Below are 12,375 nucleotides of genomic sequence, written 5' to 3'. Positions count from 1 at the left end.
GCGTTCGGGATCGCATAGCCGATGGCCAGCGACATGACTTCGACGGGACGCGCGGTTGCCAGCTGGCAACCGCGCGTCACCGAATTCGCTTACGAACTTGTCCGCTTTGCCGGCATCCTGGCCCTTACCCTGCTCGGGCTGATCTTCATAACCTTCATCATCGGGCGCGTGGTCCCGATAGACCCGGTCCTTGCCATCGTCGGCGACCGCGCGCTGCCCGAGACCTATGCGCGAGCCAGACAAGAACTCGGCATCGACCTGCCAATCTATCAGCAATTCTGGATATACCTCCTCAAGGTCGTGCAGGGCGATTTCGGCACCTCGGCGATGACGTCGCGTCCGGTGCTCTATGACCTGGCGCAATTCTTTCCCGCGACGCTCGAGCTCGCCACCGCGGCAACGCTGATCGGCGTCGTCGTCGGTATTCCACTCGGTGTCGTTGCCGCCACCCATCACGGTCGATGGATCGATCACGTCACGCGCGTCGTCGGCCTCGTCGGCTACTCGATCCCGATCTTCTGGATGGGCCTTGTCGGCCTCCTTGTCCTCTACGCCTGGCTCGGCCTCGTCGCTGGACCGGGCAGGCTGGACATCGGCTACGATGGCCTGGTCGAGCCGGTCACCGGGCTCATTACCATCGACAGCGCGATGTCCGGTGACTGGGATGTGTTCGCCAATGCGCTCTCGCATCTGGTGCTGCCGGCGAGCCTGCTCGGTTACCTGACCCTCGCCTACGTTTCGCGCATGACGCGAAGCTTCATGCTGGCCCAGCTCAGCCAGGAATACATCCTGACGGCGCGCGCGAAAGGCATGCCGGAACGTCGTGTGATCTGGCGCCACGCGCTTGGCAACATCGTCGTGCCGCTGATTACGGTCGTCGCGCTGAGCTACGCGTCCTTGCTCGAAGGAGCGGTGCTGACCGAGACGGTGTTCGCATGGCCGGGGCTCGGTCTCTACATCACCCGCTCGCTGTTCAACGCCGACATGAACGCCGTGCTCGGCGGCACCATGCTGATCGGCGCGATCTTCGTTTGCCTCAATGTATTCTGCGACCTGCTCTACCGGCTTCTCGACCCGAGGGCGCGAACATGAGGGCGCGCGCATGACGGCACGCGAATGGCTGCTCACCGACACGCCGCACTCGCGGCGTCAGGCCTCCATCGGTCACTGGTATCGCAACTGGCTGGCCTTTCGCCTCAACCCGCTGGCGATGATCGGCCTTGCGATTGTCACGCTGCTGATTCTGGTCGCGGTCCTCGCCCCGGCGCTGCCCTTGCAGTCGCCGACCTTGCAATCGCTTGCCACAAGGCTCCAGCCGCCCGGGTCCGAGCACTGGTTCGGGACCGACGAACTCGGCCGTGACATCTTCTCGCGCGTCGCCCATGGCGCGCGCATCACCCTCACCATCGTCCTCATGGTGGTCATCATCGTCGTGCCGATTGGGCTTCTGATCGGCACGGTGTCGGGCTATCTCGGCGGCGCTGTCGACGTCGTGCTGATGCGCATCACCGATATCTTCCTCGCCTTCCCGCGGCTCATCCTGGCGCTGGCCTTCGTCGCAGCGATCAGGCCCGGCCTGGAAAGCGCCATCATCGCCATCGCGCTGACCTCATGGCCGCCTTACGCGCGCATTGCCCGCGCCGAGACGATCACCGCGCGCAACACCGATTTCGTCAAGGCGGCGAGATTGCAGGGCGCCTCGGCCTTCCGCATCATCTGGCATCACATGGTGCCACTTTGCGCCGCATCGGTCATCGTGCGCATGACGCTCGACATGGCGGGCATCATCCTGACCGCCGCTGGCCTGGGCTTCCTCGGATTGGGAGCGCAGCCGCCGACGGCGGAATGGGGCGCGATGATCTCAACGGGACGTGACTATCTGCTCGACCAATGGTGGGTGGCGACCATTCCAGGCATTGCGATCTTCATCGTCAGCCTGGGGTTCAACCTGCTCGGTGACGGCTTGCGCGACGTGCTGGACCCGAAGCGGACATGAGCGCGCCGGTCCTGGACGTCGAGAACCTGCGCGTCACCTTCCCGTCCCATCACGGGGACGTCGACGTGGTGCGCGGCGTCAGCTTCACGGTTGGACGTGAAAGATTGGGCATCGTCGGTGAATCCGGCTCCGGCAAATCCCTGACCGGGCGCTCGATCTTGCGGCTGGTGCCACCCCCTGGACGAGTGAGTGCCGACAGGCTGTCGTTCATGGGACAGGATCTCCTGAAGCTGCCCGAAGCCGAAATGCCCCATATCCGCGGCAAGCGCATCTCGATGGTGCTGCAGGATCCGAAATTCTCGCTCAATCCTGTCATGAAGGTCGGGCACCAGATCGAGGAATCCTACCGCCTGCATGTCGCCAACAACCGCCGTCAAGCCCGCGAAAGCGCGATCGAGGCGCTGAAAGCGGTGAAGATCCGCGATCCGGAAACGGTCTATCACCTCTATCCACATCAGCTTTCCGGCGGCATGGGACAACGCGTCATGATCGCCATGATGCTCGTCCCGGAACCGCAATTGCTCATTGCCGATGAACCGACATCCGCTCTCGATATGACGGTACAGCTTCAGGTCCTCGCCATACTGGACGACCTTGTCCGTGAACGCGGCATGAGCCTGATCCTGATCAGCCATGACCTTGGTATGGTCTCTGCCTTCTGCGACCGGGTGATGATCATGTATGCCGGCAAGGTGATCGAGACCGTGAAGGCGAGCGATCTCGACAAGGTCCAGCACCCCTACGCGCGTGGCCTGATGGCTTCAGTGCCGCGCCTCGGCGACGACCGGGCGGAACTGCCCGTCCTGCAGCGCGATGCCGGTTGGGCGAAATGAGCGAGCCGATGATCCGGATTTCCGACCTTTGCGTCAGCTTCGGCAAGGGCGCAAGGCGGCTGGCCGCCGTGCGCAACGTGTCGTTCGATGTCGCTCATGGCGAAGCATTCGGCTTGGTGGGCGAATCCGGATCGGGCAAGTCGACCGTGCTGAATGCCGTCGCCGGCTTGATCGACGCCTATGCCGGTGCGGTCAGTATTGACGGCACGGAGGCGCGGCCTTCCCGCAGCCATGCGCAGCGTCGCCTCGTGCAGATGGTGTTCCAGGATCCTTATGGATCGCTGCACCCTCGACATACGATCGACAAGGTGCTGTCGGAGCCAGCCCGCATCCACTCCCTACCGGACATCGAGCAACGGGTTGAACGTGCACTGGCCGATGTCGGGCTGAAGCCAGAGCATCGTTTCCGCTTCCCGCATCAGCTTTCCGGAGGACAGCGCCAGAGGGTAGCGATCGCCCGCGCGATCATTCTGGAACCCCGGGTGCTTCTCCTTGACGAGCCGACGTCCGCACTTGACGTCTCAGTGCAGGCGGAGGTGCTCAACCTGTTGCGGCGGCTGCGGCGGGAACGCGGCTTCACGACCATCATGGTAAGCCACAATCTGGCGGTCATCGCCTACATGTGCGACCGGATCGCGGTGATGAACGGTGGACGTATCCTGGAAACCGGGACTAGTTCCGATTTGGCACAAGGGAAGTTCCAGCACGCCTATTCGCGCCAGCTTCTGCGGGCAAGCGGCGGCTATGACCGCGCACTCCTGGAGGATCTCTGGCAGGAAGTCTGAGACAAACTCCATGACGCCGCATGCCCAATCGAAATCACGGAAAAAGAGGGGCATCAGGTCGTCAGCGCTCTGGGCATGATGCACATAAGTCCAGGGGGGCGTCTTCGACCGGGCGGGGAAATCCTCGTTGCAGGTCTCAGTGCAGTGCACTCGTCCTTGGCTGTGGCAATTCCTCTCATTTCGTCCCGATACGGCTGTGAAGCGCCATGGTCGATGGTCACGGCGAGCCCGCAGGACGTGTGGCAAACACTGATCTTTGTTGTTTTTAAAGGACGACGGTCCGAGGTCTTCGTCCTTTTCCGTGCGCGATCACCTGTTCTGATGCAGGATCGTCTCGGCCGCGATGAAGCCCCAGGTCAGGTTGGGGCCGAGCGTGGTGCCGGCCCCTACGGCGCGCGTGCCGATGGGGTTGGCCATCGCAAGCCCTGCCGCGTAGAGGCCGGGAATGATCGAGCCGTCCGGTCTCACCACCTGCGCCCGCTCGTTGGTGCGGGCGCCGCCCTTGGTGCCAAGAATAGAGCGATTGATCGTCATGCCGACATAGGGAGGCTTGTCTATCGGCTTCAGACGGTTCTCCGGGCCATGCGCCTTGTATGCCTCCCAACCGTTCTCGCCGCGTTGGAAATCCGCATCGTGCCCCTTGGCGCAGAAGCCATTCCAGCGGGCAATCGTCTCCTCGAGCGCTGCCGGCGGCAGTCCGAGTTTTGCGGCAAGGCCGGCAATCGTATCCGCCTTCTTCACCCAGCCCCGCTCATAGGAGGCGTACCAGCGGAACGGCAACGAGGTCCGCGGGAAACGATGATCGCCCACGAGGTAGCAAGGCAGATGGATGGGCGCGCCGTCGGGTCCGCGTGCATCGATCGCCTCGCCGATATTGAAGGCGTTTTCACTGATAAAGCGCTTTGCGTGACGGTCGACCACGATCGAATGGGGCTCGGCCTGGAATGTCATCGGCAGACCGTGGGGTTGTCCCTGGTAGCGCGTCGGCAGGCAGGGATAGACGTTCGCCTGGTCCATATGGTCCAGTTGCGCGCCGACGGACGCCGCAAGTTTCTGGCCGTCGCCCTCGTTGCCGCGCGGACTACCGATCCGGTCGAATGCACCGGGGAAATGGCGCTTGCGCATTTCGTTGTCCCATTCGAAGCCACCCGTGGCGATCACGACGCCTCTGCGCGCGACAATCTTCTTTCGTTGACCCTCGTTTTCCACCTCCGCGCCGGTAATACGTGAGTCCAGATCCTGCAGCAGGGTGATGGCGCGCGTTCCCAGCTTGAAGGTGACGCCGGCATCAAGGCAGCCCCTGATCAGCCCAGTCATCAGTGCCGTGCCTTGCCCCCCGGAATTGGTCAGCCATCGCCAAAGAAGCTTCGGCCAGAGTTTGAACCCTGCGCGGATCGGGTGATGATAGAGATCCAGGTCGACGATCTCCTGGTAGGTGAAACTGTGCGGCAAGGTGGAGCGGCGCAGGCTGGATGCGAACCTGCCCAGGATGCGGCGGCTGACCGGTCTGGGCGAGAGCATGCGGCCGTAAAGCTTGCCACCCGGCGCCTCGGCAAAAGGGTCGGGCTCGTTGATCAGGCGGAAGTCGAGCGGCGTGTTGCCGGAGAGGAAGCGCAGCATATCCGGCGCCGCCTGGGCGAAGGCAGTCCAGAGCGCGTCTTCCTTCCGCTCCCACCCTTCGGGCGCGACGGCGCGCAGATAGGCGAGCGCATCCTCGCGGCTGTCGGCGATGCCGGCTTCGGCCGCGACATGATTGGCCGGTATCCATACACCGGCTCCGGACATGGCCGATGTACCGCCCAACCATTCGGTCTTCTCGATGACCAGCACTTTGAGACCGCCTTTGGCGGCCCTCAGGGCCGCTGAGCAAGCCGCCGAGCCCGAACCGATGACCAGAACGTCGAATTCGTCCACTGGCGTTCCCCTGCTTTTCATAGCCGTGTCACTATAGGAACAGGAAATTAGATCTGTCTACTCTTGTGTCGACACTTTTTGCATTGTAGCTTCCCAGGGGTTGCCAGCGTCCCCGGCATGATCCCGCAGCTCTTTCGACAGGCAGAAACCATGGACGATACCCGCCTCCCAGCCGCTCCGTCCGGCATCCATGTTTCCGGATCCGAAACCCGCGAAAGCTACTGGCAGCCGGTACCGGCAAACGGCCATATCGACGTGGCGTTGGCGCCGCATATCGTCGGCATGGAGCACCCCTTCGCACTGGGCACTCAATCGGTCGCGCCCGGCGGCTATGTGCGCGAGCACACGCATGACCGAAACGAGGAGACGGTCTATGTCATCGAAGGTCATGGCCGTGCCGTCATCGACGGCAAGGAATATCCGCTGACTCCGGACAGCGTGGTGTTCCTGCCGAAAAATGTCAGGCACATGTTCATCAACGATGGCGAGACGCGGCTGCGCTGGATCTGGCTGATCGTGCCCAATGGTCTGGAGGACTTCTTCCGCCTGATCGGCAAACCGCGCAAGCCAGGCGACCGCGTGCCGTCCAACTTTCCGCGTCCGGAAAACGTGCTGGAGATCGAGCGCAAGACGGTGTTCGGGGCTGATCTCGCCGACAAGTTCGATCCCACGAAACAGACCTCCTGAAGCAGGCCCGGATGCTGACGATTGGCCTCATCGGCTACGGTGCGATCGCGCACGAGATCGTCCGCGCCTTCCCGCCGGATGCGGTTCGCTGGGTGGTACTGTTGCGCGAAGGCGCCAGCCGCGCATTGCCGGCACATGTCAGCGCGGTGACGCGGCTTGACGCATTGATCGACGCACGCCCCACGGCGGTGGTGGAGGCGGCAAGCCAGCAAGCGGTGGCCGCCTGCGTGCCCGCGCTTCTTGAAGCCGGCATCCCGGCCATCATCGCTTCGGTCGGCGCGCTGTCCGATCCGGCGCTTGCCGCCCGGCTGACTGATGCCGCGCGCATCGGAGGCGCGCGCCTGGCCCTGCCGTCGGGCGCCCTGGGAGGCCTCGACTATTTGCGGGCGATAGCGGTACTTCCCGATGCCCGCGTCCGCTATACCTCGCGCAAGCCGCCGGCCGCCTGGACGGCGGAGCTGGCTTCCGCCGGCCATTCTGCCGACAATGGCGCCGTAACCCTCTTCGAGGGCACGCCCGCTGAGGCGGCAAGGCGCTATCCAAAAAACCTCAATGCCGCTTTCGCCGTGGCGCTGGCGGCGGGCGCCGACAAGGTGACGGTGCGCGTGATTGCCGATCCGGCGGCTTCCGGCAACACCCACGAAATCGAAGTCGAGAGTGCCGCCGGCGCCGCCTCCTTCCATCTCGTCAACGCGCCCTCGCCCGACAATCCCAAGACTTCGGCGCTCACCGCGCTCAGCCTCGTCGCGGCCCTTCGCGAATTGCTCGACCAGGAAGGCCATCACTGATGCCCTTTTTCGCCGCCGCCGATGGTTGCCGCATCCACTACGAGATATCAGGCAGCCATGGCCCGCGCCTGATCCTCATCCCCGGGCTCGGCGGGGATGGGAGGTTCTGGGCCGGCGTCGTTCGGCTGCTCGAGGCCCACCATTGCATCATCGTCACCGACCATCGCGGCGCGGGTCGCAGCGATCGCCCGAACAGCCGCTATTCCATTCCGCTGATCGCCAGCGACATTGCCGGCCTGCTGGCTCGGACGGGCGGTCCCGCTCATATTGTTGGGCATTCGACCGGTGGCGCCATCGCGCAGGTGCTGGCGCTCGATCATGCCGAGATCGGCTTGAGCTATACGATCAGCAGCTCCTGGGCGCGGGCCGACGCCCGTTTCCGCACGCTCTTTGGCGCCCGTGCCGAACTGCTTGATGCCGGCATGGCCGAAACCTTTCAGCGCCTTGGCCATGTGCTGTGCCACGAACCGTCCTACCTCGAGACACATGCCGGGCAACTCGACGCGGCGGTCGCAAGCGCCCCGCATACGCTGGCGCCACTCGCCGTCGCCGCGGCGCGCGTGCGCATGCTGCTGGACCACGATCGCCTTGCCGACCTGCCGCGCATCGCCGCCCCGGTGCAGGTGATCGCGGCCGCTGGCGATATCCTGACGCCGCCCACCCTTTCGCAGGCTATCGCCAGGGCAATACCGGGTGCCGACCATGTAACTGTTCCCGGCGCGCATTTTCATCCTCTCGCCGATCCCGAGGGTTTTGCCGCCATCCTTCGCCGTTTCATCGCCGGGGCCGAGAGCAAATATCATGACCGCTGAAATCGCCGCCGCTCTCATCGATCCGCGCCTGAAGCCGGGCGCCGGCCTCCTCGCCGAAGGGCGCGCCATGGCGCGCGACTGGCGGCTCGGCAGTTGCCTCTTCCTCACCGAAACCGGCATGCCTTCGGAGGCCGCCTGGAAGCGCAAGGCAGCGGCCGAGAAGCGCGTCATGCAGCACGCCCATATCGGCTTCAGAAGCGTCGACCGCACCATCGCGGCGATCGGGGAAGTGCACGGGCAATGCCGCGAGGCTGGGGTGACGGTCGACCGTTTCGGCATCACCCTCGACTGGTCGATGGGCTATCCGCAAGCCATGCGCGCCAAGGCGGCGCGCGGCACCGGCATCGTGCTCACCGGTCCCGAGGATTTTGCGCGCATCACCAATGCCGCACCGGCCGCCGCCCATTTCGGCGACTTCATGCTCGGCCTGCCTGGCGCGCTGGAAAACACCCGCTCGGCCATCGCCGCCGGGGCGACGGCGGTCGGCAATCTGGGGCAGTATTTCACTTTCCGGCTGCCCTATTGGGACGACGATGTGGCGACCACCGAGGCGACCGTCACCGCGCTCGGCCTGATCGCCGCGCAGGATGCCGAGATCCTCGTCCATTCCAATCTCGACGACGGATTTGCCGGGCTGTTTATCGACATGGCCTGCGCGCTGGGCATGGTGCTGATCGAAAAGCACATCGTCGAGGAGCTGATCGGCGCGCGCCTCGCCCATTGCTACGGCCACCATTTCAGCGATCCGCTATCGCGCACCGCCTTCCATGCCGCGCTGGTGCGGGTCAACGACACGCCGGGCACCATGATCTTCGGCAACACCGTCTCCTACCAGTCGACCCCGGCGGGCAACTACGCCAGCCTGGCAAGCTATCTCCTGGCCGACATACTGGCGGTCGGGCGGTGGCCGTCCGGTCATGCGATCAATCCCGTGCCGGTGACCGAGAACCAGCGGATTCCCGATGTCGACGAGATCATCGACGCGCAGACCTTCGCGCACCGGCTGACGCTACACGCCCCTTTCTACGACCCGGTCTTCGATTGGACCAAGGCGGAGGCAATGGCCGAAATGCTGGTCGAAGGCGGACGCCGTTTTGCCGACGCCGTCATGAAGGGGCTGGCCGAGCAGGGGGTGGATACCGAAGACCCGGCCGCGCTGATGCTCGCCATCCGCCGCATGGGACCGAAGCGCCTGGAGGACCTTTTCGGCCCCGGCGCGGCAAGCGGGCGCGGACGCACGCCACTGATCCATGCCGAATGGGCCCGCGAGCTCAACCACAAGGCGGCAAGCTGGGTTTCGACGCAGACACCGTTGGCAAGCCGAGAACCCCTGATCGTCTGCATAGGTACGACCGACGTGCACGAGCACGGCAAGTATCTCGTCGAACAGGCGCTGGCCGGCCTGGGCGTTGCCATTGCCGATGCCGGCGTGGCCGTCGATCCCGAAGCGCTTGTCGCCCACGCGGCTGGGACCGGGGCCAGCGCCATCGCCGTCAGCACCTACAATGGCGTGGCGCTTCGCTACGCGCAGGCGGTGAAGGCAGCGATGGTGGCGCGCGGACTTGTCCTGCCGGTGCTCATTGGCGGACGGCTGAACGAAGTGCCGAAGGACTCCAATTCCGGCCTGCCGGTGGATGTGACCGAGGACATCGCAAAGCTCGGCTGCGTGCCATGCGCCGATCTCGATGCGATGCTCGTCGCCCTGCGCTCCATTCCGAACGGCCGGTGACGCCCGCCATGGGCCGGACGGGCGCGCATCTCACCAAGCCGTCATGCCGCCGTCGACAGTCAGGATCGAGCCGGTCGCAAAGGAGGATTCGTCGCTCGCAAGCCACAGGATCGCCTGCGCGATCTCGACGGGCTGGGCAACGCGGTTCATCGGCGCGCGTGCATTCAACGCCGTGACGAAGCCCTCGGGGTCGGAATGGGTTTCCAGAATCTTGTCGAAATAACTCGACCAGGTGGTGCCGGGCGCCACGGCATTGACGCGAATCTTCTCCGCCGCGTGGTCGAGCGCCATGGCGCGTGTCAGCGCCGCGACGCCCCCCTTCGACGCGACATAGGCCGCTCGGTCGGCAATCCCGACATGGGCGACGTTGGAGGCGGTGTTGACGATCGCTCCGCCGCCGCCCGCGGCCATGACCGGAACGGCATATTTGGAGCAGAGAAAGACGCCCTTGAGGTTGACGGCCATCAGCGCGTCCCAGTCTTGCGCCGCGGTGGTGACGACGGAGCCGCGTATGCCGTAGCCGGCATTGTTGACGAGCACATCTATGCGCCCGAACGCCTCCTGGGCGCGCGCCACCATGGCCATGACGGAACTCTCGTCCGAGACATCGGCCTCCATCGCCAGCTGACCCGTTCCGTGCGCAACCTCCCGTGCTTTGCCACCGTCCCGGTCGACGACCAGAACGCGCGCGCCCTCCTTTGCGAACAGTTCCGCCACGGCGGCGCCGATGCCGGCTCCCGCGCCTGTCACGATCGCCGCCTTGTCCTTCAAACGCATTGTTGATCCTGTTTTCCAGATTTGTTCGTCCCCATCTTGCAGAAGCCCTTGCAAAGTGTCGACACTTTTGTATTTAATTTCGACACGAGATCGGAGATATCAGTGAAAAACACTCCTTCCGTCGAACAACACCTGGAAATCTATCGCCGGATGCTGCTGGTGCGGCATCTGGAAGAGAGCCTTGGCGCGCTCCACAAGGAAGGCCGCACGCGCGGTCCGATCCATCGCTGCGACGGCCAGGAAGCCGTCGGTGTCGCGGCAACGGCGGTGCTCGAGGCGAGTGACAAGGTCGCCACCACCCATCGCGGCCACGCGGTCTATATCGGCAAGGGCATGGCCATGCGCCCCGTGGTCGCCGAAATCCTCGGCCGCGCCACCGGCGCCTGCGGCGGACGCGCCGGCCACATGCTGATAGCCGATGCCGAAAAGGGCGTGATCGGCGGCAATGCCATTGTCGGCGCGGGCATCCCGGCGGCAACCGGCATGGCGCTTTCTATGCAGATTCTCGGCACCGGCAACGTCGCCATGTGTATCTTCGGCGACGGCGCCGCCCAGACCGGCATCTGCCACGAGGCTATGAACATGGCCGGGCTGTGGAAGCTGCCTGTCGTCTTCGTGCTCGAGCACAACCAGTTCGGCCTGACCGTCCCCTCGGATGTGCAGTCGCCGGTCGCGGATCTGTCGATCCGCGCCGCCGGCTATGCGATGCCGGCCGAGATCGTCGACGGCAATGATGCCGTCGCCGTCTACCGCGCCGTGTCAACCATGACCGAGCGTGCCCGGCGCGGCGAAGGCCCCGGCATGGTCGAATGCAAGACCTATCGCATCGAAGGCTTTTCCACCTCCGACATGGGCGGCTACCAGAAGCCGGAAGACATCGCCGCCTGGAAGGCACGCGACCCGCTGCTGGTTTCACGCAAGGCACTTCTTGGCGATGTCGGCGAGACTAAGCTCGCCGACATCGAGGCGGCGGCCAAGGCCGAGGTGGCCGAAGCCTTCGAGACCGCCCTGTCCGATCCCCTGCCGGAATTTTCCGTCGACGAAGCCTGCAATCCCTACAGCGAGGCGCACTGACATGGCCATGATGCGGTACGCCGAGGCGCTCAACGCGGCGCTGCGCGAAGAGATGCAGGCCGATCCTTCCGTCTTCCTCTTCGGCGAGGACATCGGCCGCTATGGCGGCGTCTTCAAAGTGACGAAAGGGCTGATGGAGGAATTCGGCGAGACGCGCGTGCGCGACACGCCGATATCCGAACAGGCGATGACCGCCATGGCGGTGACCGCGGCCATGACCGGCACCCGTCCGGTGCTGGAAATCATGTATGCGGACTTCATACCGCTGACGCTCGATGCCCTGGTCAACCAGGCCTCGATCTACAACTACATCTGGAACGGCCAGGTGAAGATGCCTTTCGTGCTGCGCACGCAAGGCGGCGGCGGCGCCGGTGCCGGCGCGCAGCACTCCAAGGCGCTCGATTCCATGCTTGCCCACATACCCGGTATCAAGGTCGTCGCGCCTTCGACGCCCGCCGACGCCAAGGGCATGCTGAAGGCCGCGATCCGCGACGACCAGCCTGTGGTCTTCCTCGAGCACAAGCTGCTCTACAACATTCGCGGCGAGGTGCCGGATGGCGATGTGACGGTGCCGCTCGGCAAGGCCGCGACCATGCGCGAGGGCAGCGACATTTCGATATTCGCCACCTCCAAGATGGTGGTGGAGGCATTGAAGGCCGCCGACCTCCTCGCCGCTGACGGCGTTTCGGCCGAAATCGTCGACCTGCGATCGCTGCGCCCGCTCGATGTCGACGCCATCGTCGCCTCCATCTCGAAAACGCACCATGCCGTGGTGGTCAACGAAGGCTGGCGCTTCTGCGGCTATGCCGCCGAGCTCTCGGCAACGATCATGGACCACGCCTTTGACGAGCTCGACGCGCCGGTCGCACGCGTGACCCTGCCGGACATGCCGATCCCCTACTCCGAACCGCTGGAAACGGCGATGCTGCCGAATGCCGAAAAGATCCGCACTGCCGCGCTGCAGACGCTGAAGTGACGGA

12 protein-coding genes are annotated in these 12,375 nt (G+C 64.6%); 10 read left to right on the top strand and 2 right to left on the bottom strand.

Annotated features, from left to right (window positions below; translation table 11 throughout):
• The first annotated feature begins 21 nt into the window (after positions 1-21).
• From EB231_RS13195 to EB231_RS13180, 4 genes are read left to right on the top strand one after another with little or no spacing between them, the layout of a single operon-like run.
• A complete protein-coding gene (locus EB231_RS13195) occupies positions 22-1,092 on the top strand; it encodes an ABC transporter permease (protein ID WP_246740933.1) in 1,071 nt (356 codons plus the stop codon).
• Between the two features lie 10 nt (positions 1,093-1,102).
• The gene (gene nikC / locus EB231_RS13190; protein ID WP_172349183.1) at positions 1,103-1,996 is read left to right on the top strand and encodes a nickel transporter permease; all 894 of its coding nucleotides are present in this window, start codon (positions 1,103-1,105) and stop codon (positions 1,994-1,996) included.
• Positions 1,993-2,829 (top strand): ABC transporter ATP-binding protein, encoded by an 837-nt coding sequence (locus EB231_RS13185; RefSeq protein ID WP_172349182.1) that lies wholly within the window; start codon positions 1,993-1,995, stop codon positions 2,827-2,829. The genes nikC and EB231_RS13185 overlap by 4 nt, the downstream gene beginning before the upstream one ends.
• An 8-nt stretch (positions 2,830-2,837) precedes the next feature.
• On the top strand, positions 2,838-3,614 hold the full coding sequence (locus EB231_RS13180; protein ID WP_172349181.1) for an ABC transporter ATP-binding protein: 777 nt from the start codon (positions 2,838-2,840) through the stop codon (positions 3,612-3,614).
• 309 nt (positions 3,615-3,923) lie between these two features.
• Here the strand turns inward: EB231_RS13180 and EB231_RS13175 are convergent, their stop codons facing one another.
• Positions 3,924-5,528, bottom strand: a complete 1,605-nt coding sequence (locus EB231_RS13175) for an FAD-dependent oxidoreductase (RefSeq protein WP_206681910.1) — start codon at positions 5,526-5,528, stop codon at positions 3,924-3,926.
• 150 nt (positions 5,529-5,678) lie between these two features.
• Between EB231_RS13175 and EB231_RS13170 the strand changes: the two genes are divergently transcribed.
• Genes EB231_RS13170 through EB231_RS13155 form a run of 4 tightly spaced genes read left to right on the top strand, consistent with a single transcriptional unit; the run spans position 5,679 to position 9,544 of the window.
• Positions 5,679-6,215, top strand: a complete 537-nt coding sequence (locus EB231_RS13170) for a cupin domain-containing protein (protein ID WP_172349179.1) — start codon at positions 5,679-5,681, stop codon at positions 6,213-6,215.
• An 11-nt stretch (positions 6,216-6,226) separates the two neighbouring features.
• Positions 6,227-7,003: an aspartate dehydrogenase gene (locus EB231_RS13165; RefSeq protein ID WP_172349178.1), complete on the top strand. Its 777-nt coding sequence runs from the start codon at positions 6,227-6,229 to the stop codon at positions 7,001-7,003.
• Positions 7,003-7,815, top strand: coding sequence for an alpha/beta fold hydrolase (locus EB231_RS13160; protein ID WP_172349177.1), 813 nt, complete (start codon positions 7,003-7,005; stop codon positions 7,813-7,815). Before EB231_RS13165 ends, EB231_RS13160 begins: the two co-directional genes overlap by 1 nt.
• On the top strand, positions 7,805-9,544 hold the full coding sequence (locus tag EB231_RS13155) for a hypothetical protein (protein ID WP_172349176.1): 1,740 nt from the start codon (positions 7,805-7,807) through the stop codon (positions 9,542-9,544). Before EB231_RS13160 ends, EB231_RS13155 begins: the two co-directional genes overlap by 11 nt.
• Before the next feature lie 30 nt (positions 9,545-9,574).
• Here EB231_RS13155 and EB231_RS13150 read toward each other — a convergent pair whose 3' ends face one another.
• Positions 9,575-10,321 carry an SDR family oxidoreductase gene (locus EB231_RS13150; protein WP_172349175.1) on the bottom strand — a complete coding sequence of 249 codons (747 nt, stop codon included), beginning with the start codon at positions 10,319-10,321 and terminating at the stop codon, positions 9,575-9,577.
• Between the two features lie 102 nt (positions 10,322-10,423).
• Between EB231_RS13150 and EB231_RS13145 the strand changes: the two genes are divergently transcribed.
• Positions 10,424-11,395 carry a thiamine pyrophosphate-dependent dehydrogenase E1 component subunit alpha gene (locus EB231_RS13145; protein ID WP_172349174.1) on the top strand — a complete coding sequence of 324 codons (972 nt, stop codon included), beginning with the start codon at positions 10,424-10,426 and terminating at the stop codon, positions 11,393-11,395.
• A 1-nt stretch (position 11,396) separates the two neighbouring features.
• On the top strand, positions 11,397-12,371 hold the full coding sequence (locus EB231_RS13140; protein ID WP_172349173.1) for an alpha-ketoacid dehydrogenase subunit beta: 975 nt from the start codon (positions 11,397-11,399) through the stop codon (positions 12,369-12,371).
• The last annotated feature ends 4 nt before the right edge of the window (positions 12,372-12,375 follow it).

The sequence above is a fragment of the Mesorhizobium sp. NZP2298 genome, from assembly GCF_013170825.1.
In the GTDB taxonomy this organism is placed as follows: Bacteria; Pseudomonadota; Alphaproteobacteria; order Rhizobiales; family Rhizobiaceae; genus Mesorhizobium.
The sequence above is the reverse complement of the archived record's forward strand: the minus strand, read 5'-3'. Positions and strand labels throughout refer to the sequence as shown.